This is a genomic window from Ochrobactrum sp. 19YEA23, from assembly GCF_029909865.1.
Classification (GTDB): Bacteria; Pseudomonadota; Alphaproteobacteria; order Rhizobiales; family Rhizobiaceae; genus Brucella; species Brucella gambitense.
The window spans coordinates 13142-40015 of sequence record NZ_JASAMQ010000013.1 but is presented as its reverse complement, the minus strand read 5'-3'; the positions used below and the strand labels follow the sequence as shown (position 1 = coordinate 40015).

Below are 26874 nucleotides of genomic sequence, written 5' to 3'. Positions count from 1 at the left end.
CCATGCAAATGCTTGGTCTTTCAATCCTGAACCGTCTGGTTCTCGCTGCGGTGACCCTCTTCGGGGTCGCAGTTGTGGTTTTTGTTCTGCTGCGCATCGTTCCCGGCGACCCTATCGCCATGATGATTTCTCCGGGTGCTACCCCCGAACAGATCACACAGCTTCGCGCAAACTATGGACTTGATGGCAGTATCTTCAGCCAGTTTAGTATCTGGCTAAAATCATTGCTTTCTGGTGATTTCGGCACATCTATTTCGCTGCGCCGCAATGTTCTGGAGCTGCTGGCCGAACGTCTGCCGGCAACCCTCGAGCTGGCATTCGTCGCGCTACTGTTCGCAATATTGCTCGGCACCACCGTCGCCGTTGTCGGCACCCTTGTGCGCCGCACGCCAGCCGAACCTGTCATCGATACGGTCAACGGTGTAGTGCTGGCCGTGCCCGACTTCGTCTGGGCACTGGCGCTTGTGTTGTTGCTCGGTGTGTTCTTCCCTGTATTGCCTTTGTCCGGGCGCATCGATCCAAGCGTGCAGAGTGATTTCACAACCTCCTTCTATCTGTTTGAGAGCTTGCTGCGGCTACGCTTTACTCAGTTCGCCGACATCGCCGCCCATATGACCATGCCGGTTCTGGCGCTCGGGTTGCCACTCGCGGCGATTATCGCTCGTGTGCTGAAGGAAGCGCTGCTCGAAGCCATGGTGCAGGACTATATCCTGCTCGCAAAGCTAAAAGGCATGTCCTCGCTGCGACTGGTGCTGCAGGAAGCGCTGCGCAATGCCGTTGGCCCGACCATCGCGCTGACCGGAGTGCAGTTCACCTTTCTGATCGGCGGCACCGTCATCGTTGAGCGTATCTTCGCCTATCCCGGCATCGGCAATATGGCCATCGATGCCGTCATCAACCGCGACCTGCCGCTCATTCAGGGGCTTGTGCTCGTCTTCGGCGCGCTGTTCATCATTATCAATGTCCTGGTCGACGCACTCGTCGCCGCATTCAATCCGAGGCTGCGCCATGGCTAAGTCACTGCGCGCAGCGCTTTCCGAACCCAAAGTGATCCTCGGCGGGGGCTTTATTCTCTTTTTGATACTGGTCGCCATCTTTGCGCCTTGGCTCGCGCCAAAAGACCCGCTCGAACAGGACCTGATGCTCGGTACACTGCCTCCCGTAGGTTATACTGGCACCGAACCCGGCTACTGGTTCGGCACCGACGATCTCGGTCGCGACGTGCTTTCGCGCCTGATCTACGGGACGCGCATCGCCCTGCTTGTCGCCTTCATCGCCGCAGGTCTTGCGGCATTCGTAGGCACAGCTCTTGGACTGCTTGCAGGCTGGTATCGCGGCTGGGTGGACGCCATTATCTCGCGCCTTGTCGACATCTGGATGGCCTTCCCGCCGGTGCTGCTATCGATCCTGCTGGTCGCAGTCTTCGGCGCGGGCGTGCCTTCCGTTATTGCAGCCATCGTTATCATCGACTGGACACGGTTTTGTCGCGTCGTCCGTTCAGAAACCATGGCGCAGGCGCAAATGGACTACGTGACGGCAGCGAAGGTTCTCGGCTTCTCTCGCTTCAAGATTCTGATTGGCCAGATTCTGCCGAATGTAGGCCCGGTTCTGATCGCGCTCGTCAGTCTGGAAATGGGTATTGCCGTGATCGTCGAAGCCATTCTTTCCTTCGTCGGTCTTTCGGTCTCCTCAGACACACCGACTTGGGGCGGTATGATCGCGCAGGGCCGACAGATCATCTATCAGGGATGGTGGGTGCTGGTGACGCCTCTCATAATGCTTTTCCTGACCGTTCTTGCCTTTAATCAACTTGGCGACGGCCTGCGCCGCGCCCTTGACCCGATGATGCGCCGATGACAGCACCTCTTCTCTCCATCAATAATCTGTCAGCGGTCTCGGATCGGGACGGTGGCGCACTCGTGCTTCGCGACGTCGCCTTAACGCTAGAGCGTGGCGAAGTGCGCGGCCTTGTCGGTGAGAGCGGTGCTGGTAAATCAACCATCGCCAAAGCACTCCTTGGCATCCTGCCGCGCACTGTCCGCGTCACCGGCGGTTCCATCAATTTTGAAGGCCACGACCTGCTGACCATGCCTGCACCGCAATTGCGCCAGATCATGGGTAGCGAGATCTCGTTGATCCCGCAGGATCCCCAGACGGCACTCAATCCGGGCCGTCGCATCGAAGCACAACTGACTGATGGCCTGCGCCTCAAGCGTGGCCTGTCGAGCAAGGCCGCGCGTGAACGCGCACTGACCTTGATGGAGGAAGTGCATATCCGCGATCCCGAACGCGTTTTGCGTGCGTATCCGCATGAATTATCAGGCGGCATGCGCCAGCGTGTACTGATTGCCTCGGCCTTTGCGCTCGAACCCAAGCTCGTGATTGCCGACGAGCCGACGACCGCGCTAGACGTTACCGTGCAAAAACAAATCTTGCGCCTTATTCGCAGCATGCAGCGTGCTCATGGCACGGGTGTAATATTCGTGACGCATGATCTCGGCGTCGTCGCCCAAATTTGCGACAGCGTAACGCTGCTCTACTCCGGTAAGGTAATCGAGCAAGGCAGCACTGCCGAAGTCCTGCAACGACCCAAACACATTTACACGAAAGCCCTGATGGCAGCTTGCCCTCGCTACGACAGGCCCGACGCCGGTCTGGAACCGGTGCCGCAATTGGTGTTCGAGCAACTGCGCACCGAGATCGGAACAACTTGATGAGTAACATGCTTCTCACGGCTCGCGGCATTCAGGTCGCCTACGGTGCGGGCGGACTTTTCACCAAGTCTGCTGGCCACAAGGTGCTGCATGGTGTCGACATCGACATCGAACGCGGCGAGACAATCGGCATCGTCGGCGAATCCGGCTCGGGAAAGACCACGCTTGGCCGGGCGCTGCTGCGCCTCGTCGATACCTCTGCTGGCGAAATCCGGTTCGACGGACAAGATATCACTCGTCTACCCGATGACAGGATGCGACCGCTGCGCCGGCGCATGCAAATGATCTTCCAGGATCCGATGGCGTCGCTCAATCCGCGCCATTCCATTCGTCGTATTCTGATCGAGCCAATGCTACTGCACGGTTTGGCTCCCAACGCGACTGAGGCCGAGGCGAAGGTTCTCAAGATTCTCGACCGCTTTACCCTGCCCAAGGCTGTACTCGGTCGAAACGCCCACGAACTGTCTGGCGGTCAACGTCAGCGGGTGGGTATCGCCCGCGCCGCTCTTCTCGAACCAGACTTCGTTTTAGCCGACGAGATTGTCTCAGGTCTCGACGTCTCGACACAAGCGCAGGTTCTCAACCTGCTGAAGGACCTGTCGCGCGATATGGGTCTGTCCATGGCGTTCATCAGTCATGATCTCAGTGTCATCCGGGCGATCTGCGACCGCGTCTATGTGCTTCGGTTCGGAAAGGTAGTCGAAGCGGGGGCTTGCGAGGAGGTCTTCGCCAATCCGAAGTCAGCCTATACGCGCGCTCTGCTCGACGCGATTCCGCTACCGGAAATAGACCCGGAATGGCTCGGGCGGGAACCACTATCCGCGACCCAATAACACTTCAACACGATTGTCATCTTGCTTAATGACGGTTCAGGAAACGAGCGGCACTAAGCGGCCAATAGTGGCGGGTGATTGACTGCTCCAATCGCCAATCAGAAACGCGTGGGCGCTTCAGTTCGCAATGCTGCGCCGCATTAATATTTGTGGAGAGTTCGGCTTCATAAGCCCACAGCAAATCCCACACCAATGATCACAAGGACCACCCCAGAGATCGTCGCATAGACGACATCGCGCGCACGCGCGAACTCGATCAACATAAGAGCTACACGAAAGACAGGCAGCAAGATGAACACTATGACACCCGCTTTTATCAAATTGCCTCCACTAAGGACAGCGGTTGCCATACCCAAAGAGCTCAACCACTGAGTGACCAACCCGATCGCAATGACGAATGAAGCAACTGCCGTTCCATAGTGCAACAACCTGGCAATCTTCTGCTCAAGGCTCTCAATCAAATTTTTCTGTTCTCTCAAACTCTTTGTTCCGATCACGTTTTCAGGTACAGACCGAAACCGCTCATCGCCATTACGACAGCGAGCAGCACAAGCACCATTACGAAGAAGATGCGGAGTTTTTCGCTGGGCAAACCCACCAGCATCCGAGCACCCGCAATCGACCCAATGACTGAACCAAGCGCGACTGGACCGGCGATGGCTGTATCTATGTCGCCGCGCATGAAGTACGCACCGGCGCTTGCGGCGGCAGTTACGCCGATCATAAAGTTTGACGTCGCAGACGACACCTTGAGTGGAAGCCGAAGTGCGGTATCCATTGCCGGAATTTTCAGAACTCCACTGCCAATCCCCAGTAGCGCCGAAACCAGACCCGCCCCATACATCAATGACAAGCCGAGCGGCACCGAGCCGACATGATACGACGTGGCCGCGCCGCTTGCCTCATCCAAAATTGTCGAATGTAAACGTAGCGTCGTCGCCCAGTTTTGAGAGGCAGGCGTGCTCGTTTGAGGTGCTTCGCTTCGACGCGCAAGCATTTGTTGCGCAGACACCGCGAGAATTGCTGCAAATAGCAAGTAGAGATAAGCGGTTGCAACAATCCCAATAAGGAAAATGCCGGTCAGAGCGCCCAGCGTTGTTGCTGTCTCAAGAACGACGGCCAATCGAATATTGGTCAGCCGCTTTTTCAGGAGCGGCGCCGCACTGCCGCAGGAACATGCGATCACTGACACGAGACTCGCAGCGATCGCCGCATGAATATCGATACCGAAAGCAAATGTAAGAATCGGCACAATAAAAATGCCGCTTGCCATACCCAGAACGCCACCAAGTGCGCTCGCACCGAAGGCGCCAACAAACAGCCAGAAAGCACTGATAGCCCCAACTTCGAATGTGCTTGTCACCGAGTCTGCCCCGGACGGCGCAACAAGCGCGTGCTGAATTTGATCAGATCGCCCCGATAATAGAGCTTCTCATAATCAATTGGCCTCGGCCCTTCACAGTAAGACGTTCGCTCGATAAGGAATACCGGACTGGTGGGTGCAATCCCCAAGGCTTGAGCCACGCGATCATCAGCTGTTGCGGCCTCAAGCTGATACTCCGCTTCAATGAGCGGGAGGCCATACTTGTTTTCGAGCAAAGAGAAAATTGGCTCAGCCTCCAGATCGTTACTCACGATCTTCTCGCCAATATCCATGGGCAGATAGGTTTCGTCGAAAGACATGGCGATGCCATCAGCCAAACGCACGCGCTCAATGCGGTAGACCTGTGCCCCCTGCGGAAGATTCAAATGTTTAGCGACCACGTCGCTGGCGGGCACAAGCCGTTTATCCAAAAGCTTCGCAGTTGGATTGCGACCCAACGCAATCATGTCTTCCACAAAGCCGCTTAACTCGGTCAATTCCTGCCTGATTTTGGGCTCGGTAACGAAAGTACCCTTTCCGCGCCTAATCTCAAGCAGTCCGCGCGCAACCAAATTCTCAACGGCTTTCCGAACGGTCGTCCGGCTGACACCAAACCTCACCGTCAAATCATCTTCCGGCGGGAGTTGCGACCCGAAAGGCAATAGTGCTGATGCAATTTCCGAAGCCAAAGTGGCCTCGACCTTAGCGTAAAGGGGGGCGGAGCTGGTCTCTATCGTCATAACGACATCATGATGTCATTATGACTTATTGTCAATCGGACATGGCCCCGCTGACCACCCTGATCATTCCCCGTCAGCCATAGACGGCCATGTCCACTTCCGCTCGACGACCGAGTGAAGTCATCCAGTCCTTTATCTCAGGCCGACTATTGAGCTGACGCCCATAGTGAAAGCCGAGTTGACGATTGAGTTCGCCATTGCGACCAAGCTGTTCGTCTGCGAAAGCGATCATGCGGGAATTTGGCCATGCCTGAGGACGGATAGCCACCAACCGCTGGAAGAGTGTCTCTGCCGGTTCATCTGGATTGGCTTGCGCCAAAAGGGTCATCATAGCCGCCGTAGATCGCGAAACACCCATATGGCAATGCACAAGGATGTGCCCCGGCGCATCATTGTCTTCACGGGTCTGGAACGATTGGCCGAAATTCAAAATTGCTTCCGTGTGTCTTTCTGTAGGAAGAATTTGTCCGTCCAGATCAGCAATGATGTCATGGAACCGTAGCGTCGTGCGAGCATGATCGGTATAGCCCGAAAACTCCGTAAGCTCGGACCGCTCTGGATCAATGATTGAAAGAACATGCGTAACGTTCTTGTCGCTATGTGTTGCCAGCTCTTCGATGCCGCAGATGGTCAGTTCGGGGGAGAGGATTATCTTCACAGATGTTCACCACGTATTATGTGTCAGATCAGGTTGAAAGCAGTGTCGAGTATGTTGGCTACAGGATCAAGCAGGACATTTTGATGACAGCACGAAAAATGTTCGATCTGAAACCACTGACTACGGATGGGCTTCTTTTCTGGAATAACCTGCCAACTTCTCCTCCCCTACGGAACGACTTGACCTTTGGCAGGACATGGGCGTGTGCCACTGGTCTCCCGAAGCCATTCAACGCAAGCTCAATGTTTACTTCTGATGAGGACGTCCCCGCTCTGATACTCATCATACTGCCCACAGCCTGCTGAATAGAATTGATAATCTGTTGGTATCGGTATGGTAGAGGCCATGCTGAAGTTTGGATGCGCCGCTCGAGAGTTCTTGGCTCAGACAGAAAGAAGTTAGAAGCAAAGGCTTCTGAAAAGGAACGTAGCATTAGTCAATGAAAGGGAAATCAACATCAAGCTTGTTGTCACAATGGGCAAACGGGCCGTGTCTATTTTGCTAACCAGTCTACACCACAAAAGCCACCCAGAACAACGTGATGGTGTTTGAGCCATCTGATCGATTGCCCAGTAATCCGAACTTCGGTGTTGTACAGTTCAGATATCTCTCATCGCGTGCAGTTGCATAGGTCGTTAACGCTACCTCCGCCCGTCCGCATGAGGTAGCATTATTTATAAATACACCCACATCATTTCCATCATTCTTATATCTATCGTGTTATTTCTATAATTACCCCTTTAATTACGTTGGTATAAATTAAAATAAATTAAGTGCAGCAGAAATTATATTGATACTACTATATTAAATATCTGATAAATTTGTGTTTTGGAAAATTGCATATTTGAAAATTCAGACTTAGATATTAGCTAGAATCGAAGAAAAAACGCTTAGCGCATCATCAATACAGTTCGCCAACGAGGATAAATGGACAACATCGACGGTACTTGCGATGAGCTCAGCTCTGAGACAGAAAACAAACATCTGTTGGAAGAAATATCGCGGTTAAACGACCAGATCAAAGCGCAAGAGAAGATTCTTGTTGAGCAGTCGCTTGCCGTGCAGGATATGCGCCTGATTTTCGAACAATCCGCCAGAGTGGCCAAGGTTGGAATATGGCAATGCACTCTTCCCGACCAGCGACTGCATTGGACCGATTTTGTGTATGATATTTTTGGCTTGCAACGTGGTAGTCCATTAACAAGAGAAAACACGCTAGCGCTCTATACCGAAGCATCGCGCCAAGAACTGGAGCTCAGAAGGACACAGGCAATCAATGATCGCAGTGGCTTTTCATTGGATGCTGAAATTGTGCTTTCGACCGGCGAGCACAAGTGGGTACGCCTGACTGCTTCCGTGGAATGCGAGAATGGTGTTCCTGTAAGGCTTTTTGGCATGAAACAGGACATTACTGCACAAAAGCTGATGTTTGATCGTGCCATCCACGATGCGGAACATGATAAGCTGACAGGTTTGGTGAATAAGTATAGATTCAACCAGATGCTGGAAGAGTTGTGCTTGGCACCGAACCGAGGGGGCATCAAGGCATGCCTGCTTCTGATTGATCTGGATGGGTTCAAGGATATTAATGATCGGCTCGGTCATTTAGCAGGTGACAGATGCATCATGCAAATGGCCGTCCGCATTAAGAAAACTTGCCGTGAATCGGATATCGTAGCGCGCATTGGAGGGGATGAATTTGCAATTTTGGCACCCGGGATCACCTGTCCGGACGACGTTGTCCGCCTGTCTGAAAAGTTGCTGTCCGAATTCAGAATGCCCGTGGAATTCAACGGGGATAGCATCTCCATCACCGGTTCAATAGGTTCTGCGCTTCTCATCGACGAAACTGATACCGAAATTTTCACTCTGGCGGATAACGCTTTGTACGCCGCCAAGGCAGCAGGGCGCGATGCTTATCGTCTCCATGAAGAGTGAACATGCACTCGAAAAGAAAGCCACCTTTTGGTCCCTGCTGATATCACAGTGTAACCGCGTTCAAATCCAATTGTATAAGTAGCCCGAGAATGTTTTAAGGTTAAAGGCGAGTGGGTGTATCTCTATCGTGCCATTGATCGCAATACCGCTTTCTCTCGAACAACAATTCTCAGTGCTCGCAGCATAATTACGTCTGCAGGTGGGCTGCGTTCTCTGCTAAACAAGTTTTTGCAACCCAGCCACAATTACAGGGAAAGTCCATTGCCCCGCAATCTTCGCACAATATAGAATGTCAAAGCGATCCCGAGTACAGAGAGCACTGTTGCCAACGTGAAAAGTTCGACATAGCCAAATTTATCGGCAAGGTAGCCGGCGACCGAAGAACCAACGAGATAAATCAGCAGTTCGGCACAAGCAAGGATCGTGAAGTCCGTGCCGGGCTGATCGGAAGACGATGCTTTCATGAACAGTGAGTAGATCGCGACCAGTTCCATATAGCGCAAGAAGGTCTGGACGGCTGACACCGTCATAGCAATCGTGATCCCCGGCCATATTTCGGCAGCATTGAAACTGAACGCGAGGAAGCAAAGACTGCGCAATAATCCAAGCAGAATGAGCGCAGAGAAAAGCCCAGTCCGGCGGATCAGCAGTGCGGCCAGAACTGCTCCGATCAGGCCGGCACCCGCAGCGGCAGCACCGGAAAGATAGCCGATCCATGATAGCGGCAGCCCGATATCCACGAGATAGCTGCCTTCCATCCCCCTTACCATGCCTTCGCTCGCTCGATAGGTCAGAGCAAAGCACAGGATGAGCCAGGCGTTCGGTTGCTGGAAAAACCGCTTCAGGCTGGCGCGTGGCTTTTCCCGGTGCTGCTTCTGCTCACTTGCTTCGTCCATCCATAACCCGGCCAGAAGTGGCAGAAGCGAAAGGGCGGCGACGATGAAAATCGTGGGACGCCAACCGATCTTGTGGAAGAGCACCAGCGCCAGCGTGCCACCCACGATCACACCAAGTGCAACTGCACCGGCCTGGATTGCATTGCCAGTGGCACGCGTCTTGTCATTGAGATGACGGACAGCATAGCCATCGGTAGCAATGTCCTGCAAAGAAGACAGAAGCGTTATGCAAAGGCAGATTGCAAAGAGTGCCCCCGCCTGCTGCGGCTCTGTAAACGCCATACAAGTAATGCCCAATGAGACGAGAAGTTGGGTGACAATTACCCAGCTTCGCCGATGCCCCCAACTTGCGATGAGGGGATAACGATCCACCAATGGTGCAATCGCAAATTTTGCAATCAGTGGAATCATCAGAAGATAAAAAAGCCCGATAGCCGTGCGCGAGGCACCGCTTTCGCGCATCAGGGGAGGCAAGGCGACCAATAGAAGATAGGTCGGGATGCCCTGCGCGAGATAGAGCCCCCCAAGAACAGTATAAAGCCGTGCGTTTATGCCTATTTTCTGTGTCGATAGCTCGTTTTGTTGTGCGCTCATCAGAAGGTTTTGCTCACAGCGAGGGCGAAGGTCCTGCCGCGGCCCTTGTAGTCGAAGATTTCTTCAGGCGCGAGTGCACCATAAAGCGCCTTGGCTCGCGATCCCCACACGGTGTTGTATTGCTTGTTGAACAGGTTGTGCACACCGAAATTTACAGTCATGTCGGCTTTCTCGACGTGATAAGAGCCAATAAGGTCAAACAGCGTGTAGCCTTCGATCTTGTAGCCGGAGTTGTCACCAAGGTCGAAAACATGCTGGCCCTGGAAGCGCAGATTCAATGTTTCATTGCCCCAGCCAATATGGCCGCCAAGCTTGGAAACACTGGCGGAACCGATAGTATCCTTGACCCAATCGCCGTCCTGATCGACTTCAGTGCGTATCCATTGGCCCAGAATACCGATATCGAAGCCACGATCGAGTTTCATGCCCGCCTTGCCTTCGATGCCATAAACCCGACGTTCGTTGTCCTCGAGTTCGACGGCAAGGGTCGTGCGATTGAGCACAATGGAACGGTCGGAAGTGGAGTAGAAACCCGCGGTTTCCAGGTTATAGGTGCCGTCATCAAGACGATAGCCGATCTCGAATGAATTGGTCTTGATGGCTTCCAATGCCGAGTTTGCCACATTCACACCACCGAGCAGCGCGTAATGACCACCTGACAGTGAGTAGGCGCCATAACCGTAATATTTTGCCGGATCGGGCAGCTCAAAGCCTTGGCTGAAGTTTGCATAGACCTGCTGTGTGTCTGTCAGACTGTAAGTTGCGCCAGCGTTGAACAGGAAAGCGTCGTAATCGACCGAGCCACCGGGAATCGAATCGGCAGAGGTCGCCGCCCCATTGAGAATAGCGATCTGTTGGGCTGCACCAACAAAATCTCCGATTTCCGTTTTGGTGTACTGATAGCGCACGCCGCCATTGAAGGTAAGGCGATCGGTTGCTTCATAGGAAGCCTCTGCGAAGCCAGCAAACGTGGTAACGTCGATCTTTGGATACAGACCTGTGACGCCTGCGGTCTGGAAATCCATCGCGCCGCTCTGAAGAGCTTTGCCCATATCGAAAATATGTTGGTTTGAAGAAAGCGAATCCCTGTCAGCATCAACACCGTAGGTAATGCGCAACCCGTCAAGCGGTTCGGAGATAAGCGCGGCCTTTATGCCGTAATAATCCGTGTCCTGCGCGCTGCCATAAAAGTAGGTTGAACTTGGGAACGGATGGAAATTGATCTTCTCGCTGCGATAGAAGCCTTGCAAAAGCAATTGCTGTCCAAAGAAGTCATTATCGGTGTAGGTTGCGTTAAACATGGCGCGGCGGGTGCGCGGATTGAAGTCCGAATTATAGCCGTCGCGTGTTTCGATAAGACTTGGATTCCGCAGCCCCGCGAGAAATTGTCCGAAGTAGACGCTATAATCAGATTTCTGCTCTGAATTGAAGAACTGTCCGCTTAACTCCAACCGCCTATCCGGGTCGAACTGGAAACCTGCGCTGCCCATAAGATCGATGCGCCGGTTAAAAGCGGTCGACGTCTGGGTGATGTCCGGCACAACCATGGTGCCATCTGCGTCATAAAACGCGCCGCTGCGATTACCCGCCAGCGACAGTCGAGCATCCCATGTCTCACTATTATAGGTGACGGCTGCAGCGCCGTTACGATCCAAGTCGTTGCTGGCGCGGAAGCCGCTTTCTATGCCAGCTGTCACTTCGCTATGCAAACCCTCCGGCGCATCCTTGCCTTTCTTGGTGATGATATTGATGATGCCCCCGGTCGCATTGCCGCCATAGAGCGAGGTCGCTCCAGAAAGAACTTCAATTCGCTCAATGTTGAATGGGTCTATAGAGTCAAACTGGCGGCTCAGCCCACGAGCAGAATTCATCGATATTCCGTCGATCAGCACCAAAGCGGTGCGTCCGCGTAGGTTCTGCCCATACGAGGTACGTGCCCCTTGGCTCACCGGATCAAAACTCGGTATTTCCTGCGCCAAAATCTGCTGAATGGTTTCGCCTGAACGTGCGCGCATCTGAATTTGCTGTGCATCGATGACATAGACGGTGCGTGCTGTCTCCGAAATTTGCTGCCCACCACGACTGCCGGTGATCGTGATGGCATTCAGAACCGTTCCTTTACTTGTCTCGGTCTCCACTTCAGTCGCGTTCTGCGCCAGTGCTTGCGTAGTGACGCTGCCGGTCGCCATCAGGGCAGCGACCGAAAGACCGAGATATTTGTTGTGCATGAATTTCTCCAAGGACATGAGCAATACGATATCCGTCAGTTATCCAGTATTTTCTAAACAGGACTATTCTCATCATGTTTAATTCATTAAAAGACAGATAGCTTGGAGAAGAGCGAACCGGGAATGGATTGAAGCGAACCTTGAAGGGCTTTTGCATTGAATAAGATGGGAAGCGTTAGACCGGTGAAATTTGGCAGTACGGCTTCAAGGGCGACTGACGGGTTGAAACCCTGCCTCAAGATACTGCGGGACATGATGGGGATGCCATCGGTATTGCCAGCGCGAGGTGACCTGTCAAATGTACGCGGTCTGTTTTGGAATCATGCATTGCTGTCGCTGACCACGATCTATTTTCCACTGATCCGCACACGTCTGTCGGCGGCCGGTTCCCGAGATTCGGGCATCCTGATTTTGCGTGCAATGAGTGGCTCGGTACAAGTCGAGCAGGGACAGATCCGGCTTGATCTCGCTAAAGGCGAGGCCATTTTTATACCATCAGATGTGCCGCTGTCGCTGATCCTCACGGACGGCGGACGCTTGGATTGCGCCTATCTGCCATCGGCGGCTATCACCCAAATCAAAGCAGACGTCTCCGGTTTATATTGGCAGCCACTTCCAATTACCTATTTACCTTTTCAATTACTGGTAACCTATGCAGGTTATCTGTTGCAGCAAGACTATCAGACGGAAAGTGATGCCGAGACTATGGTCAATCACTTTTATGGATTGCTACCTATACTGATTGCAAACTTGAAGGCGGGAAATACACAACAGGCTCTGACCGGACGAATGGGGGCTATAAAAGGCCGAATTGACGCCCGGATCATAGATGCCGGCTTCTCGATAATGGAGCTGGCCCAGGCAGAGGGGATAACTCCCCGTGCTATCCAGAAGCTATTTAAAAGAGAGAACACGACATTCTCTCGCTATCTGCTTGAACGCAGACTTGATATGGCACGGTCTGCGATATTGCATGGCGACGCATCCGCCATCGCGAAAATTGCTTATGGTGTCGGCTTCGACGATCCCGCTTATTTCAGCAGGGTGTTTCGCAATTTTTACGGCGTCAGCCCATCTGATCTGAGGCGTCAAATTACTCGTAGCGTATCGGGATGATGATTGCAGGTTCGCAAACCCGCCCCTGAGTTTGTTTCGTGACATGGCTGCTTGAGTACAAACCAGCCATGCCTTTCTTGCGCGCGCATTGGTTACAATAAATAGTGTACCAATGCTGATCCTTCCAGCTTGGACACCACACTTGCTCGCATTTGCTTGTATGGATGTCCAGGCTGAAGTCGGCCCTTAGTAATGGACCGACAACGAGTCGATCAATGTAGCCTTGGGCGGGGCGAATTTTGTCAGATTTATTCCCTCAACGGCGGAACGATATTCTTCCACACTAGGCGTACGGCCGAGGATCGCCGACAGTACTACCAGCGGTGTGGAGGCGAGAAGCGATTCACCCTTCTTTTCCGCAGTGTCTTCAACGACGCGACCCTGGAACAGGCGGGTTGAGGTCGCGAGAACCGTGTCGCCCTTCTCGGCCTTTTCCTGATTACCCATGCAGAGGTTGCAGCCCGGACGCTCGAGATAGAGAATGTTCTCGTATTCGGTGCGGTTTGCGGTTTTCGGCTTCAGATCGTCGAATTCGAAGCCCGAATACTTCTGCAGTATTTCCCAATCACCTTCGGCCTTCAGTTCGTCGATGATGTTGTAGGTCGGCGCAGCAACCACGAGCGGTGCCTTGAACTCAACCTTGCCCTGTTCTTTTTCGAGGTTCTTCAGCATCTGGGCAACGATCTTGATGTCGCCCTTGTGAACCATGCACGAGCCAACGAAGCCGAGGTCCACCTTCTTGGTGCCGCCATAATAGGAAACCGGACGGATCGTATCATGGGTATAGCGGCGCGAGACGTCGGCATTATTGACGTCCGGGTCGGCGATCATCGGTTCGTCAATCAGGTCCAGATCGACGACGACCTCTGCAAAATATTTCGCATTATCGTCTGGCTTCAAGGCTGGCTTTTCTCCCGAACGGATTTCCGCGATGCGGGCATCCGCCTTGTCGATCAGGCCTTGCAGCGTGCGGGCAGCATTGTCCATACCCTTGTCGATCATGATCTGGATACGCGACTTGGCGATTTCCAACGACTCGATCAGCGTCTCATCTTCGGAGATACAGATCGACGCCTTGGCCTTCATCTCGGCCGTCCAGTCAGTGAAGGTGAAGGCCTGATCGGCAAGCAGCGTGCCGATATGCACTTCGATAATGCGGCCCTGGAAGACGTTGTCGCCGTGCTGCTTGAGCATCTGAGCCTGCGTGGCATGGACCACGTCGCGGAAATCCATATAGGGCTGCATCGTGCCCTTGAAGGTGACCTTGACCGACTGCGGGATCGGCATGGTCGCTTCGCCGGTGGCGAGCGCCAGAGCCACGGTGCCCGAGTCCGCGCCAAAGGCAACACCCTTGGACATGCGGGTATGGCTGTCACCGCCGATGATGATGGCCCAGTCGTCCACGGTGATGTCGTTCAGCACCTTGTGGATGACGTCCGTCATTGAATGATAGACGCCCTTCGGGTCACGTGCAGTGATGACGCCGAAATTGTTCATGAAAGACATCAGCTTCGGAATGTTGACCTGAGCCTTCTTGTCCCAGACCGACGCCGTGTGACAGCCCGACTGATAAGCGCCATCCACAAGTGGCGAAATGGTGGTAGCCGCCATCGCCTCAAGTTCTTGCGCAGTCATAAGACCGGTCGTGTCCTGCGAACCGACGATGTTGACCGTCACGCGCACGTCGGAACCGGCATGCAACACCTTGCCAGGCGTTACGCCAACGGCGTTGCGATTGAAGATCTTCTCGACAGCCGTCAGACCCTGACCTTCAATCGAGAGTTCCTTGTTCGGAGCAAAAACCGGCGTCGCCTCGACACCAAGCGTCTGGGCTGCGAAAGTCTGCAGCTTCTTGCCGAAGACGATAGCGTAAGAGCTGCCCGCCTTCATGAATTCCATCTTCTGCGGTGTGAACGAGGAAGCGACATCGACCAGCTCGTTGCCAGCTTCATCACGCAGCTTCTTGTTCTTGGCGTCGATCTTCAACACCGTTCCGGTCTCGACCGAGAATTTCTGCTCGAGGATCGGGTTACCGTCATTGTTAAGGATCGGCTTGCCGTTCTCATCGAGCTTCTTGACCCAGTTCTTCAGGTTGATGCCAATGCCGCCGGTCACGTCGACAGTGGTTGCGAAGATCGGCGAAATGCCGTTGGTACCAGCGACAACCGGGGCGAAGTTGACGAATGGCACATAGGGGCTGGCCTGCTTGCCGGTCCACAGTGCCACGTTGTTGACGCCGGACATGCGCGACGAGCCGACGCCCATCGTGCCTTTTTCGGCGATCATCATCACGCGCTTGTCGGGATGCTGCTTTTGAAGTGCTACAATTTCCTGCTGTGCTTCAGGCGTGATCATGCACTGACCATGAAGCTGACGGTCGGAGCGCGAATGTGCCTGGTTGCCCGGGGAAAGAAGGTCGGTCGAGATATCGCCTTCTGCGGCGATGAAAGTTACGACCTTGATTTCGTCTTCAACGTCCGGGAGCTTTGTGAAAAACTCTGCCTTGGCATAGCTTTCGAGAACATCCTTGGCGACGGCACTGCCTGCCTTATAGGCATCGCGAAGGCGGAACATGTCAGCGTCGTAGAGGAAGACCTGAGTCTTAAGAATCTCGCTAGCCTTCTCAGCAATCGCGGCGTTGTCTCCAAGCGTGATGTCGAGCAGCACTTCCACCGAAGGCCCGCCCTTCATGTGCGACAGAAGGTCGAGGGCAAATTCGGGCGTGATTTCCGGGACGACGGTTTCGCCCAGTACAATTTTCTTCAGGAATGCAGCCTTGGCGCCAGCCGCACTCGTCGTGCCCGGCAGCGTATTATAGATGAAGAAATGCAGGGCGTCTTTCCGATGCTCGCTGCCAGCGTCCTCGATCAGCGCGATGATTTCACTGGTGAGCCTGCCATCGTCAATCGGCTTGGGAGCAAGCCCTTGTTTTTTTCTGCTTTCGATTTCAGCCAAGTAATCCAGATAAAGATTCATCGCAATTCCAACATCTTGAGGCTTGAGGTGCCGAAATGCACCGCTATTGAACGATATTTCCAATCGACCCGGGGTTTGAGTACGCCAACATTGGCCGCATGACAAGATACTGAATTTCAATAAAACTGGTGTTTCTTACTCAACTTTTATCGACTAAAAAACGAGAGCATACATCTTCTATTGGACTGGATTTATGGAAACCGAAGAATTCACCCCGCTTGGCTTTTCTGATCTGACCAGCGACGAAGCATTTATCGTTTCTGTGTTTCGATATTGGCAATCTTGCGGCTCGACGCCCAGGGAAGCTGAAAGTAACTTGGTCGAAATGCTGAAATATGATCGGCTACACGGGGGTCTCCATTTGTTGTTCGACTTTTTCAGAATGCTTCCAGACCAACATAGCCGAATACCGAAAACCGACAGCGCCATTTTGACCTCGGTTGAGGAGGACTTGTTGGACGAAATCGGTTCCTTCAACGCCAAGTCCAAGCGATGCGTCCGGGCGCTTCAGCAAATCCTGGGAGAAACAGGTACAGATGTGCGGCCGACATCTCAGATCCCTCGTTCTGGATACGACCAGCTTGTAGAGGTTATTGACCGAAAGACAGCGAAGGTGTTCGACGTGCTTTACCCTGGTTACATTGCAAGCTGAATTCCAAGACAGAAGTGCCCGCCAACGCCGAGGACGATATACAGGCTCAGTTCTTCGCGATTCATCAGCGGAATTGAACTCATCCCCTCTCATCTGGCCAACTTCAGCCTGGCTGCGGACCCGTATAGAGGGATTGCGGCCGGATCAACCGTCCCGTGCGCTCCTGTTCCAGCACATGCGCGGTCCATCCTGCCATACGGCCAGCAGCGAAGACATTGGTAAAGCTATCACGCGGAAAACCCACAGTTTCCAACACCAGTGCAGTATAGAACTCAACATTCGTTTGCAGAGGGCGAAGCGGCTTCTTTTGCTTCAGGAGGGCCAATGCTGCCTCCTCCACTTTGCTCGCGAAAGAAATGCGAGCGGAGCCCTCCCTGAGGGTAGACAGAGCCCCCTGCAGCACGTCAGCTCGTGGGTCACGAACACGGTATATACGGTGACCAAAGCCCATCAGGCGTTCCCCGCGAGCCAGTGCGTCCTGCAACCAAGGCTCGATATTTGCATCAGTTCCAATCGCGTCCAGCATGTCAAGCACAGGGCCCGGTGCTCCGCCATGGAGAGGTCCCTTCAAAGCGCAGAGCGCACCGACAACCGACGAAAGCAGCCCGGCTCCCGTCGAGGCAATCACACGGGCGGTGAAAGTCGAGGCGTTCAGCCCGTGATCGGCAACTGTGGTCATGTAAGTATCGAGCGCCCTCACCTTCTCCGGCGAACGCTGCACACCGGACAGCATCCGCAGGAAATCTGCCGAGTGCGCGAGTGCGCCATTAGGTGCAATTGGGGCGAGTCCTTGTTTGTCGCGAATGATTGCTGCGGTGAAAACCGGGACAGCAGCAACAGTGATGATGTGATGTGGCATCTTTTCATTATCTGGCAGCGCCGACAGGAGAAGACGCAGTGCCTCGACCGATGAGAGGCGCGAAAGAGCTGGCAGCAAAGGTTGCATCAGCTCAAAGACGCGTTGCCGTGCCATGCCCAATTGATAGAGAATGTCCCGTGCAGTGACTACTGGCGAGATCTGCTCCTGCCAAAGCAATTCCAACACCTGCTCGAAAGACCAGTCGGCAAGTTCCGCGAGGTGATGGCCTCGGATCACAAGCTCGCCTGCCTGTCCGTCCACATGGCTCAGCATGGTCTCCGCCGCGACGACATCATCAAGGCCAAAAGCCGAAGTTTGGCGAATAATAGCGGGGGTTGCGGACATGTCATTCTCCTCGGTTCGATGCGAATACGCTTGAGGATGGCGGAGCGCACATATATGGTCAATCTTGATTCATGTAATCAATACGAGATCAAAAATGCAGCACGCCGACAAGTTTATAACCGCTGATCGCGCCTCTGCTGAGCTTGGTGTCAGCCGGGCAACGCTCTATGCCTATGTGAGCCGGGGATTGATCCGCACGAGCAGTGCTTCGGATGATCCCCGCCGCAAACTCTACAGCACGCATGACATTGAGGCGTTGAAGAAAAGGAAGGCCGTGGGACGGCGGCCGGGACAGGTAGCTGCCAACGCACTTGATTGGGGACTGCCCGTTCTGGAATCGGCCATTACCGAAATCGCGGAAGGCAGCCTGTGCTATCGGGGTCACAACGCTCTTGATCTCTCCGAGAAAGCGACCTTGGAAGAGGTGGCTTGCCTGTTATGGAATTGCGGTGACGCTGACCCCTTTGCCGATGCAAAGGCAACCCCGCCACCTTGGCCATGGCCAGTTCTTGACCTTGCAAACAATCTGCCGCTCACAGAACGGTGCCAGACGCTTCTTCCCCTCGTTGAAGCGGGTCGCCTCACCACATGGCGGCGCGACAATCGACGTCTATGGCCTGGCGCAGCGGTTATATTGCGGGCTATCGTCGGAGCCTGCACTTCAAGCCAACCAAATACCAAACCGGCCCACCTGTTTCTCGCAGATGCTTGGCAAACGGATGAACTGGGCGCTGATCTTATCCGTCGCGCACTGGTCCTTCAGGCAGATCACGAGCTTAATGCATCAGCATTTGCCGTGCGGGTTGTTGCTTCAACGGGCGCTTCTCTGGGCGCATGCCTGAATGCGGGGCTTTCTGCACTGAGTGGCCCTTTGCACGGTGGAATGACGAGCCTTGTCGAACTGCTATTCGATGAATTGGATCACGACGGCGATATAGAACGGGTGATCGAAGAACGTCTGCGGCGGGGTGAAACCATCCCCGGCTTTTATCATCCGCTCTATCCGGACGGTGATCCGCGCGCGACGGGCCTGCTTCCCTATCTCCCACCGAATGCAAGAAGAGACGAATTTCTGCAGATAATGAATGACACCGCCGGGCAATTGCCCACCTGTGATGTGGCACTGGTGAGCCTACGGCGAAGTCTCAATTTGCCTCGCGGCTCCGCATTGGCAATTTTTGCCATTGCTCGCACTGTTGGCTGGATAGCTCATGCTCTGGAACAGAAGCTGGACGACAAACTCATCAGGCCACGGGCCCGCTATGTCGGACAATAAAGGTCAACTTTCAAATTGGCGGGCGATTGGTTTGATTGCCGTCGATGGTAAGTGGCTCCCGCCTGCTACAACGGTGTAAAGCCTTGCCGATAAAGAGTTGGGCAGCTCTTAGGTGTCGCATTTTCTGAATTAAAACTCGACCGTATTGCCACCGCTATCAATGGTACGATAGGGATACATCCACATACCTTTGACTTTCATACAGGTTTCATTGGCACGTGACCTGAGGCTTCTTCCAATTGAAGTGCTCCGGCAGTTCTGGACTGAAATGCAAATCCTGACGATGCACCATCGAATGATCTAGCGCGATGCCGCACTTAGCCATCATATCTTTCAGGTTCCACGGGCTCAAATTGTAAGCAAGGTATCATCGAACACAGTGTAGGATGGCGAATCTGTCGAAAGGCGACCTTTGAACATTCAAAATACCCAGCTTTCCGAAAGCTGGAATACTACTACCGTCGTCCTTGACGAAAAGTCTGCAACGCACCCGTTCAATGATATGGGTTCTGACCCTAATGACTACCCCTCTTTTCTCGTGCCGAGCGACTTGATTGTGTTGGTAATGAAGCTGAAGCTTTCTTTTGCACGGGGAACCATTGAACGTGCCCGCAGATAACCATGGACCAGACCGTCTTCTTCACGCCAGATTGCCGGGCCTCCCGCGTCTTTGATAAGCTTCCAATAATTTCGACCGTCATCCGCAACGGGGTCAATTTGTGCCGTAACAGCCACTGTTGGGGGCAGTCTGGAATAGCCCTCCATTAAAAGCGGGGAAAATTCCTTGGATTGTGATAGCGGTTCTTCACCAAAAAGCAGATGACGATAATAAATGATGTCCTCTCTGGAAAGCATAGGAGCGTGGGCATAGCGTCTGTAAGAACCTTCTTTGACATCTCCTCCGAGGTAGGGATAGATCAGGACCTGACCCAATGGCGCCTTTATGGAAGAGCAGAATTGGTGGGTCACAGCAGCAGCAATCGCACCACCTGCGGAATCTCCAACGAGAATGGTCGGTAGCGCTTCATTCGAGGTTGCCCATTCGAATGCTGCAAATCCGTCTTCATACTGAGCAGGGAACCGATGCTCGGGTGCGAGGCGATAGTCAACAGAAAGCACTTGGTACCCCTTAGCACAACATAGCTCAGCACAGATATCGTCGTGACTCTCAAGCCCTCCATAAGCAAAGCCGCCGCCATGAAAGTAAATGATCTGAGCAGCGGGACATCGATTTTCGGATCGATAGATACGTGCAGGGATTTTGCGTGCAGACGCCTCAATAATTTCAGCGCTCGATGAAATCCCGTCAGGATATCCAGCGAAGAAGCTACGGCACATTTCATCATAACAGTGTCGCTGCCGTTCAATCGTCACGGTGCCTTGTGGCGAGAAGGCTTCACTGCGGTTTATGAAGGTCCAGGTGTCGGCGTCTATCCTGTCTTTGTAACCTGTCATCTGGTAAAAAGCTCGCGTCAGAGATCCAAAGCCATTTTCACGACTGGTAGAGCTGGCTCACCCTCAAAAGTGGTTACACCATCAAACCAGATATTAAGTTGCTGCGGGTTATTTTTGATCCAGTTTTGCGCAGCTTTTTTTGGGTCGATCTTGTCATTTATGATCATATTCATAAGTTCACTCTCCATCTGTGTCGTGAACTTCAAGTTGGTCAGAAACTTCGCAACATTCGGACATTGAGCGGCGTAGTCTTTGCGAGTCAGCGTTTCTACACTTGCTGCACCATCATTTGGGCCGAGGAGATCCTGGCTGTTCTCCAGGAAAGTGAGCTGGTAATTTATGTTCATGGGAATGCGGGTCCAGGCAAAGAACAGGATAGGTTGATCTCGCCTGATTGCGCTTTGCACCTGAGAAAGCATGGCCTGCTCACTCGATTCAACCAGCTGGAAATCCTGTAGGGCAAAACTATTGGCTTCAATCATTGCCTGAAGTGTCGCGTTTGCACTGCTGCCGACTTCGATGCCGTAGATTTTGCCGCCAAGTTCATCTTTGAACTTCGCTATATCGGCATATTGCTTGATGCCGAGATTCCTGCCCGCAACTGCAAGTCCAATTTTGGCGCTGTCGAGATTAACAACGAGTTGTTCAATTTGCTTCTTTTCAAGATACGGCTTGCGCATATCGCCCTGAAGCGGCATCCAGTTTCCAACGAAAATGTCGATTTGCCCTCTGGTGAGAGACTGCAGTGTTACTGGGACCGAAAGCATGATTGTTTCCGGTTGATATCCGGATTTTTCCAGTAAAAGCGACGCAAGTGCGGTAGTCGCCGTAATATCTGTCCATCCAACATCGGAGAGCTTGGGTACCTTACATTTTTCAGTTTCGGCAGATTGAACTGGCATAGATTACAAAGCGAACACACAAACCAACAGAATATGAGCAAGAAACCTCATTTATTCATCCCCTTATGATTAAGTGGATAAGTGATATACGAAAAGAAATGTTGTATTAGCGTTTCAATAATAATAGTATCCGATATTTGAATTAGAAAATATTGATTTGATTTTCGGCGTTAGAATATTCGGTAGCTGAATTTTGTTGCACATTTATGATCGGTTTTATCGCATTATCTTAACTGTACCATATCCATAATCTTTTGATTTGCCGTGCTAGTGGATCCACTGTTCTATTTGGACGTGATCCGGCGCGCTTAATTCAAGTCCTTGAAAATTCGCCGACATTCGAGAAGCACATGGCTGAATGACACCGATTCATGCTGGAACTCTGCACCGCAACCCGCCGTGAAACGGATCTGGCTCAGCGCATATTCGAAGCCGTTCGCCTCAGCGATCTGCGCGAGCTTGCGGTTATAATCAATCGTCCAGCTGGTGCGCTGTTCAATATTCGAGTTGACGAGGCCGCCAGAAACATTCGGCACCCAATAGGCGAATTCACGGGATTTTTGCTGCGTTCTGTCATGGCTCAACTCCTTAGGTCATCATCAATTGGCAGCGATTGCGTCAGACACGATACGAAGAATCCGGTCGCCGGCACCGGTGGTCGCGTCGATACGGGAAATGGCAGGAGAAAGATCAAACAGCTCGAAAATTGCGCGCTCGATACGTGCTTCAACCGCGGGGTTGGACAGGGTATATTCCGTGAAATCCGCTTCCACTGCATAGACCGTCGTTGGAATAGTAACCGCGCCAAAAAAACCGAATAATGGACGAAACTCGTGTTCCAGCATCAAGCCGTGCAGAGGCGAACCGCCTGTCGCGGCAAGAACCACGCGCCTTCTCTGCAGGGCACGAAAATCAACCAAATCAAAGAGATGTTTCAATGCACCGGTATAGGATGCGCGATAGACGGGCGAACCTACCACGAGCACGTCAGCCGCCTCCACGGTATCGATAATGGCGCGCCCGGCCGCGTCCAGCTGATCGGCGCGCAGCGCCCGGAACAGAACCGGCGCGGCATCAATCTCAACATCGGCGCCGCGCGCGATGCCTTCGAGAATTGCGTCGACGAGCCTCGCCGTACGCGACGGTCGCTTGACGCTGCCATAGATGCCTAAAACCTTCATACAACCACTCCTTGTAAAGCTCATTGTCTATGGTTTTAGTAAACTATCAAAGATGACTATTCCAAAGTCGGGGACTTCAGCGGAATGGAATCCCTTCCCTTGGGTGAAGATGAATAACGGTAGGATTATATTGTAGCAGTGGAGGATGCCAAGTTCAGCCGACTGCGCCGGTTCATTGGGAAAGGCGTTGCATATTCTTTCTGTTTCAGTGTGGACAAAGTTAAATCATTCGTCGAGAAAATGGGCGTGGCGAGAATGACAAATATCGAGGCAAAACGGGCAATGAACCCTACAGCGGAGATCGACCTTCTGATTTATTCTGGCTGTCAGACGGCTGCGATATACCGTCTAACAGATCTAGTTCGCATCACCGGCGAGTGGAGCGGTAACAAGTCACGGCTCATTCGTGTGACCCACTGACAACCCAATGGAAGCAACGTCGAATGCATCTGGGATAGCCATCCGGATATGTCGCATAAATTGAGCTATCTGATTTCACCACCCAGCATCATCATGCCCGAACATATGGCGCCAGAACCCGTGGCTGCACGTTGGCTACGTGCACATCACGACGAAGGTGTGGTTTTATGTGCAGTTTGCGCGGGACTTTCGTTCTCGCAGAAGCCGGTCTGATAGACGGACGAGCGGCTACAACGTATTGGGCTTTTGCGGAACAGTCAGCGCGCCGGTTTCCCGTAGTTCTGGTCGCCACTGAACATATGGTGCTTGACGACTGCGATATCTTAACCGCAGGCGGCATTCTTGCATGGACCGATCTGGGCCTGACCATCATCGAACGCGTCCTTGGCGCGGCCCTTCGCAGATTTCATTCCGAATTTTGAGCACAATGACGATGCAATCCGGCGTGCACAGCATTATATTCACGCCCACACCCACCAGAACCTGATCCTATCGCAATTGTCAGCCATCGTCAGTATGACAGCGCGCACTTTTCTTCGTCGTTTTACGGCTGCCTGCGGCCATCGTCCGAATGAATATCTTCAACATGTTCGCGTATCCAAGGCGCGGGAAGCGCTGGAGCGTACACTCAACCCGCTCGGCAAAATCGCATGGGAGGTCGGTTACGAGGACCGCACTGCGTTCCGGAAACTGTTTCTCCGGCTAACTGGAATATCACCCGCCACTTATAGGCAACGTTTCGGAATAAAAGACGCACGCGGCTGACAGGGCACGCGATATATATTCTCCATCGACGTCGATGCTGCATCCTTTTCCGTATCAGTATCAGCCTGCGCGAAGCCGAAGAAATAATGGGGTACTAACTTGTTAGCTGAACACACTGCTTCTGAGAGCCGGGTACGAGACGGTCTGGACAATACCTAAAATGCGGAAGGGGCCGGAAACTGCCCCCCCCAACGAAATCCCGTATGAACCTGCTTTGTTTATTTGCCCGCGGCCTGAGCGGCATAGACGTAACTGTCGTAGGTGTATTCGGCGACACGAAACCATTCGAAGCCTTCGTCACGGAATTTCTTCCAGCTTGGGTAGATCTTCGCCCAGGCTGGGTTCTTCTCATTATACTCGGCATAGAGTTCAAACGTAACCTTGTAAGCTGCATCCAGTACATCGCGTGGCAGCGGTTTGAGTTGAACGCCTTTCGATACCAGCGAGCGGATCGCCGCCGTGTTTTTCACGTCATAGAGCGAGATCATGTTCTGCGTTGCGGCCTGTGCAGCCGTATTCAGCGCCACTTTGTAAGCTTCCGGCAGGCTTTCATATTGCTGCTTGTTGACGAAGAAATGCACCGAAGCGCCGCCCTCCCAGAAGGCCGGATAGTAGTAATAGGGTGCGATCTGGTAGAAGCCGAGCTTTTCATCGTCATAGGGACCGACCCATTCGGCCGCATCGATGGTTCCGCGCTCCAGCGACGGATAGATGTCGCCGCCCGGAAGCTGCTGCGGCACGACACCAAGGCGCGACATGACCTCGCCGGCCACGCCGGCAATGCGCATTTTCAGACCTTTCAGGTCCTCGAGGCTCTTGATTTCCTTGCGATACCAGCCGCCCATCTGCGCAGCGGTGTTGCCGCCGACGATGCCGACAACACCGTAATCGGACAGGAATTCATTATAAAGTTCATTGCCGCCGCCATGATAGAGCCATGCATTTTGCAGGCGCGTATTCATGCCGAAGGGGATGGCCGTGCCTATCGCGAAAGCCGGGTTCTTGCCCGTGAAATAATAGCCACATGTATGCGCAATTTCGACCGTATTGGCCTGCACTGCGTCGATTGCCTGCGGACCGGGCACCAGTTCGCCTGCCTGAAACACCTGAATCTGGAACTTGCCATCCGTCATCTTCGACAAGGCGTTGGCCATATAGACAGCGCCGCCATAGATCGTGTCGAGATTGTTCGGAAAGCCCGATGTCAAACGCCAGCGCAAGGTTGGCAGTTCATCCGCAATGGCTGGCGTAGCAAGTGCCGCGCCGCTTGTTGCGGCTGCGGCACCAATGGCAGCGCCCTTGGTCAGAAATGTACGGCGATTCAAATCCTGTTTCATGTCTTCCTCCTCTAAGACGATTGATCATAAATGACCCGCGCAGTGACTGGTCTCCCCTATCCTCACTGCGCAGGCTTTTCCGGTTGTCCGAAACTTGGCGGCGGCGACCCGAACGATGGCGCGGGCAGCGGTTCCGTGGACGGCGAAGGCGCACCGAAGGGGGCGGGCGCATTGCCGAACGGGTTGCCACCGCCCGCATCTGGCATAGGAACATTAATCTGGATCGCAGACGGATCAGCCACCGGGTGGCTCGACTTATAATGGGTAACTATCCCCGGAAAGGCGATAATGATGGCGACCATGACCAGTTGGATCAGCAGGAACGGGATCGACCCCATATAGATCTGGCCGGACGTGACTGGCTGTATCGTGGCGCCCGTCACCTTGTCCTTATAGGCGCGCGACGGCGCCACTGAGCGCAAATAGAACAGCGAGAACCCGAATGGCGGATGCATGAACGAGGTCTGCATGTTCATGGCCAGCATGACGCCGAACCAGACGAGATCGATGCCGAGAGCGTCGGCCACCGGCGCCAGAAGCGGGATGATGATGAAGGCCAGCTCGAAATAATCGAGGAAGAAGGCCAGCACGAAGACGAGAAGATTGGCGACGATCAGAAAGCCTACTTCACCACCCGGAATGGACGTCATCAGATGCTCGACCCAGACGTGGCCGTTAACGCCATAGAAGGTGAGCGAGAAGACGCGCGCGCCCAACAGAATGAAGATGACGAAGGACGAAAGCTTCGCCGTGGCGTAAAGCGCCGAGGTCAGCATCTTGATGTTCAGGCGGCCGTTGATGATGGCCAGCAACAAGGCGCCAACAGCGCCCATCGCGCCGCCTTCCGTAGGCGTGGCGACGCCAATAAAGATCGTGCCCAAAACGAGAAAAATCAGCACTAGCGGCGGAACAAGCGAGACCACTACTCTCTGCGCTAGTTTCCATCCCTTCAAGGTGCGGGCGTGCGGCGGCAGTGCTGGTACGGTTTCCGGCCGCAGAATCGACATCCCTATGATGAAAGCGCAATAGACGCCGACCAGCATCAAACCCGGCACCAGCGCACCCTTATACATGTCGCCGACCGACCGACCAAGCTGGTCGGCCAGAACGATCAGAACAAGGCTTGGCGGAATGATCTGCGCCAATGTGCCGGAAGCAGCAATGGTGCCGCTTGCCACCTTGCGATCATAACCGTAGCGCAGCATGATCGGCAGCGAGATGAGCCCCATCGAGATCACCGAAGCAGCAACGACACCTGTGGTCGCAGCCAAAAGTGCGCCGACGATAATCACCGCAAAGGCCAGACCGCCGCGCACGGGGCCGAACAGCTGCCCGATCGTGTCGAGCAGATCTTCCGCCATGCCACTTCGTTCCAATATCAACCCCATGAAGGTGAAGAAGGGGATCGCAAGCAGGGTTTCGTTCGACATCTGCCCGAATATGCGGTCCGGAATAGCGCCGAATAGATTGACCGGGAGAAGCCCCATTTCGATGCCGACAAAGCCGAAGGCAAAGCCGACGAAAGCCAGAGCAAAAGCCACCGGATAGCCGAGCAAAAGCACAACGACCAGCGACAGAAACATGAGTGGCGCAAGATTTTCTGCGAAGAAAGCAACCATATCCATC

23 protein-coding genes and 1 pseudogene are annotated in these 26874 nt (G+C 53.6%); 10 read left to right on the top strand and 14 right to left on the bottom strand.

Features of this window, described 5'->3' with window-relative positions; genetic code table 11:
• Positions 1 to 8 precede the first annotated feature (8 nt).
• From QBD01_RS23000 to QBD01_RS22985, 4 genes are read left to right on the top strand one after another with little or no spacing between them, the layout of a single operon-like run.
• Positions 9 to 1016, top strand: coding sequence for an ABC transporter permease (locus QBD01_RS23000; protein WP_280994728.1), 1008 nt, complete (start codon positions 9 to 11; stop codon positions 1014 to 1016).
• Positions 1009 to 1857 (top strand): ABC transporter permease, encoded by an 849-nt coding sequence (locus tag QBD01_RS22995; RefSeq protein WP_210277357.1) that lies wholly within the window; start codon positions 1009 to 1011, stop codon positions 1855 to 1857. The genes QBD01_RS23000 and QBD01_RS22995 overlap by 8 nt, the downstream gene beginning before the upstream one ends.
• Entirely contained in the window at positions 1854 to 2714 is an 861-nt protein-coding gene (locus QBD01_RS22990) for an ABC transporter ATP-binding protein (RefSeq protein ID WP_280994683.1), read from the top strand. The genes QBD01_RS22995 and QBD01_RS22990 overlap by 4 nt, the downstream gene beginning before the upstream one ends.
• Complete coding sequence (locus QBD01_RS22985; RefSeq protein WP_182522409.1) at positions 2714 to 3547, top strand: ABC transporter ATP-binding protein; 834 nt, start codon at positions 2714 to 2716, stop codon at positions 3545 to 3547. The genes QBD01_RS22990 and QBD01_RS22985 overlap by 1 nt, the downstream gene beginning before the upstream one ends.
• 164 nt (positions 3548 to 3711) lie before the next feature.
• On the opposite strand, the gene QBD01_RS22980 is transcribed toward QBD01_RS22985, so the two are convergent.
• The 4 genes from QBD01_RS22980 to QBD01_RS22965 all read right to left on the bottom strand — a co-directional run bounded on the left by QBD01_RS22980 (position 3712) and on the right by QBD01_RS22965 (position 6308).
• Entirely contained in the window at positions 3712 to 4026 is a 315-nt protein-coding gene (locus QBD01_RS22980) for a DUF1634 domain-containing protein (RefSeq protein WP_280994682.1), read from the bottom strand.
• 14 nt (positions 4027 to 4040) lie between these two features.
• Positions 4041 to 4910, bottom strand: a complete 870-nt coding sequence (locus tag QBD01_RS22975) for a sulfite exporter TauE/SafE family protein (RefSeq protein WP_280994681.1) — start codon at positions 4908 to 4910, stop codon at positions 4041 to 4043.
• On the bottom strand, positions 4907 to 5650 hold the full coding sequence (locus QBD01_RS22970) for a GntR family transcriptional regulator (protein ID WP_182522410.1): 744 nt from the start codon (positions 5648 to 5650) through the stop codon (positions 4907 to 4909). Before QBD01_RS22970 ends, QBD01_RS22975 begins: the two co-directional genes overlap by 4 nt.
• Positions 5651 to 5723: 73 nt before the next feature.
• Entirely contained in the window at positions 5724 to 6308 is a 585-nt protein-coding gene (locus tag QBD01_RS22965) for a protein-tyrosine-phosphatase (protein ID WP_182522411.1), read from the bottom strand.
• Positions 6309 to 7235: 927 nt separating this feature from the next.
• On the opposite strand from QBD01_RS22965, the gene QBD01_RS22960 reads away from it, so the two are divergent.
• Positions 7236 to 8246: a sensor domain-containing diguanylate cyclase gene (locus tag QBD01_RS22960; RefSeq protein ID WP_182522412.1), complete on the top strand. Its 1011-nt coding sequence runs from the start codon at positions 7236 to 7238 to the stop codon at positions 8244 to 8246.
• A 245-nt stretch (positions 8247 to 8491) separates the two neighbouring features.
• Here QBD01_RS22960 and QBD01_RS22955 read toward each other — a convergent pair whose 3' ends face one another.
• Together QBD01_RS22955 and QBD01_RS22950 are read right to left on the bottom strand one after the other, a co-directional pair.
• Positions 8492 to 9736, bottom strand: a complete 1245-nt coding sequence (locus QBD01_RS22955) for a RhtX/FptX family siderophore transporter (RefSeq protein ID WP_280994680.1) — start codon at positions 9734 to 9736, stop codon at positions 8492 to 8494.
• A complete protein-coding gene (locus QBD01_RS22950; RefSeq protein ID WP_280994679.1) occupies positions 9736 to 11964 on the bottom strand; it encodes a TonB-dependent receptor in 2229 nt (742 codons plus the stop codon). Before QBD01_RS22950 ends, QBD01_RS22955 begins: the two co-directional genes overlap by 1 nt.
• A gap of 327 nt (positions 11965 to 12291) precedes the next feature.
• Between QBD01_RS22950 and QBD01_RS22945 the strand changes: the two genes are divergently transcribed.
• The gene (locus tag QBD01_RS22945; protein WP_280994678.1) at positions 12292 to 13080 is read left to right on the top strand and encodes a helix-turn-helix transcriptional regulator; all 789 of its coding nucleotides are present in this window, start codon (positions 12292 to 12294) and stop codon (positions 13078 to 13080) included.
• 186 nt (positions 13081 to 13266) lie between these two features.
• On the opposite strand, the gene QBD01_RS22940 is transcribed toward QBD01_RS22945, so the two are convergent.
• Positions 13267 to 16056, bottom strand: coding sequence for a bifunctional aconitate hydratase 2/2-methylisocitrate dehydratase (locus QBD01_RS22940; RefSeq protein ID WP_280994677.1), 2790 nt, complete (start codon positions 16054 to 16056; stop codon positions 13267 to 13269).
• 193 nt (positions 16057 to 16249) lie between these two features.
• On the opposite strand from QBD01_RS22940, the gene QBD01_RS22935 reads away from it, so the two are divergent.
• Complete coding sequence (locus QBD01_RS22935; RefSeq protein ID WP_280994676.1) at positions 16250 to 16708, top strand: hypothetical protein; 459 nt, start codon at positions 16250 to 16252, stop codon at positions 16706 to 16708.
• A 103-nt stretch (positions 16709 to 16811) separates the two neighbouring features.
• On the opposite strand, the gene QBD01_RS22930 is transcribed toward QBD01_RS22935, so the two are convergent.
• The gene (locus QBD01_RS22930; protein ID WP_280994675.1) at positions 16812 to 17912 is read right to left on the bottom strand and encodes a citrate synthase/methylcitrate synthase; all 1101 of its coding nucleotides are present in this window, start codon (positions 17910 to 17912) and stop codon (positions 16812 to 16814) included.
• A 94-nt stretch (positions 17913 to 18006) separates the two neighbouring features.
• Here QBD01_RS22930 and QBD01_RS22925 point away from each other — a divergent pair, with 94 nt between their 5' ends.
• A complete protein-coding gene (locus tag QBD01_RS22925) occupies positions 18007 to 19188 on the top strand; it encodes a citrate/2-methylcitrate synthase (protein WP_280994674.1) in 1182 nt (393 codons plus the stop codon).
• A gap of 522 nt (positions 19189 to 19710) precedes the next feature.
• Here the strand turns inward: QBD01_RS22925 and QBD01_RS22920 are convergent.
• The 4 genes and pseudogenes from QBD01_RS22920 to QBD01_RS22905 all read right to left on the bottom strand — a co-directional run bounded on the left by QBD01_RS22920 (position 19711) and on the right by QBD01_RS22905 (position 22726).
• Positions 19711 to 20643: an alpha/beta hydrolase gene (locus tag QBD01_RS22920; protein ID WP_280994673.1), complete on the bottom strand. Its 933-nt coding sequence runs from the start codon at positions 20641 to 20643 to the stop codon at positions 19711 to 19713.
• Positions 20644 to 20660: 17 nt separating this feature from the next.
• Entirely contained in the window at positions 20661 to 21545 is an 885-nt protein-coding gene (gene choX / locus QBD01_RS22915; protein WP_280994672.1) for a choline ABC transporter substrate-binding protein, read from the bottom strand.
• Between the two features lie 320 nt (positions 21546 to 21865).
• Positions 21866 to 22129, bottom strand: a pseudogene (locus QBD01_RS22910) (dimethyl sulfone monooxygenase SfnG); the annotation flags it as partial.
• 15 nt (positions 22130 to 22144) lie between these two features.
• Positions 22145 to 22726, bottom strand: coding sequence for an NAD(P)H-dependent oxidoreductase (locus tag QBD01_RS22905; protein ID WP_280994671.1), 582 nt, complete (start codon positions 22724 to 22726; stop codon positions 22145 to 22147).
• A 587-nt stretch (positions 22727 to 23313) separates the two neighbouring features.
• Between QBD01_RS22905 and QBD01_RS22900 the strand changes: the two genes are divergently transcribed.
• The gene (locus QBD01_RS22900) at positions 23314 to 23568 is read left to right on the top strand and encodes a hypothetical protein (RefSeq protein WP_280994670.1); all 255 of its coding nucleotides are present in this window, start codon (positions 23314 to 23316) and stop codon (positions 23566 to 23568) included.
• Positions 23531 to 23911, top strand: a complete 381-nt coding sequence (locus QBD01_RS22895; protein WP_392391468.1) for a helix-turn-helix domain-containing protein — start codon at positions 23531 to 23533, stop codon at positions 23909 to 23911. The genes QBD01_RS22900 and QBD01_RS22895 overlap by 38 nt, the downstream gene beginning before the upstream one ends.
• 218 nt (positions 23912 to 24129) lie before the next feature.
• On the opposite strand, the gene QBD01_RS22890 is transcribed toward QBD01_RS22895, so the two are convergent.
• Both QBD01_RS22890 and QBD01_RS22885 read right to left on the bottom strand, forming a co-directional pair.
• Positions 24130 to 25248, bottom strand: coding sequence for a TRAP transporter substrate-binding protein (locus tag QBD01_RS22890; RefSeq protein ID WP_280994669.1), 1119 nt, complete (start codon positions 25246 to 25248; stop codon positions 24130 to 24132).
• A gap of 62 nt (positions 25249 to 25310) precedes the next feature.
• Positions 25311 to 26867, bottom strand: a complete 1557-nt coding sequence (locus QBD01_RS22885) for a TRAP transporter large permease subunit (RefSeq protein WP_182522454.1) — start codon at positions 26865 to 26867, stop codon at positions 25311 to 25313.
• Positions 26868 to 26874 lie beyond the last annotated feature (7 nt).

Excerpts from the sequence above, each read along its gene's own strand:
- QBD01_RS22920 (WP_280994673.1), bottom strand. The coding sequence starts at position 20,643 with ATGACAGGTTACAAAGACAGGATAGACGCCGACACCTGGACCTTCATA.
- QBD01_RS23000 (WP_280994728.1), top strand. The coding sequence starts at position 9 with ATGCTTGGTCTTTCAATCCTGAACCGTCTGGTTCTCGCTGCGGTGACC.
- QBD01_RS22900 (WP_280994670.1), top strand. The coding sequence starts at position 23,314 with ATGTGCAGTTTGCGCGGGACTTTCGTTCTCGCAGAAGCCGGTCTGATA.
- QBD01_RS22890 (WP_280994669.1), bottom strand. The coding sequence starts at position 25,248 with ATGAAACAGGATTTGAATCGCCGTACATTTCTGACCAAGGGCGCTGCC.
- QBD01_RS22885 (WP_182522454.1), bottom strand. The coding sequence starts at position 26,867 with ATGGTTGCTTTCTTCGCAGAAAATCTTGCGCCACTCATGTTTCTGTCG.
- QBD01_RS22935 (WP_280994676.1), top strand. The coding sequence starts at position 16,250 with ATGGAAACCGAAGAATTCACCCCGCTTGGCTTTTCTGATCTGACCAGC.
- QBD01_RS22930 (WP_280994675.1), bottom strand. The coding sequence starts at position 17,912 with ATGTCCGCAACCCCCGCTATTATTCGCCAAACTTCGGCTTTTGGCCTT.
- QBD01_RS22960 (WP_182522412.1), top strand. The coding sequence starts at position 7,236 with ATGGACAACATCGACGGTACTTGCGATGAGCTCAGCTCTGAGACAGAA.
- QBD01_RS22955 (WP_280994680.1), bottom strand. The coding sequence starts at position 9,736 with ATGAGCGCACAACAAAACGAGCTATCGACACAGAAAATAGGCATAAAC.
- QBD01_RS22985 (WP_182522409.1), top strand. The coding sequence starts at position 2,714 with ATGAGTAACATGCTTCTCACGGCTCGCGGCATTCAGGTCGCCTACGGT.
- QBD01_RS22905 (WP_280994671.1), bottom strand. The coding sequence starts at position 22,726 with ATGAAGGTTTTAGGCATCTATGGCAGCGTCAAGCGACCGTCGCGTACG.
- QBD01_RS22970 (WP_182522410.1), bottom strand. The coding sequence starts at position 5,650 with ATGACGATAGAGACCAGCTCCGCCCCCCTTTACGCTAAGGTCGAGGCC.
- QBD01_RS22990 (WP_280994683.1), top strand. The coding sequence starts at position 1,854 with ATGACAGCACCTCTTCTCTCCATCAATAATCTGTCAGCGGTCTCGGAT.
- QBD01_RS22995 (WP_210277357.1), top strand. The coding sequence starts at position 1,009 with ATGGCTAAGTCACTGCGCGCAGCGCTTTCCGAACCCAAAGTGATCCTC.
- QBD01_RS22925 (WP_280994674.1), top strand. The coding sequence starts at position 18,007 with ATGCAGCACGCCGACAAGTTTATAACCGCTGATCGCGCCTCTGCTGAG.
- choX (WP_280994672.1), bottom strand. The coding sequence starts at position 21,545 with ATGCCAGTTCAATCTGCCGAAACTGAAAAATGTAAGGTACCCAAGCTC.
- QBD01_RS22940 (WP_280994677.1), bottom strand. The coding sequence starts at position 16,056 with ATGAATCTTTATCTGGATTACTTGGCTGAAATCGAAAGCAGAAAAAAA.
- QBD01_RS22950 (WP_280994679.1), bottom strand. The coding sequence starts at position 11,964 with ATGCACAACAAATATCTCGGTCTTTCGGTCGCTGCCCTGATGGCGACC.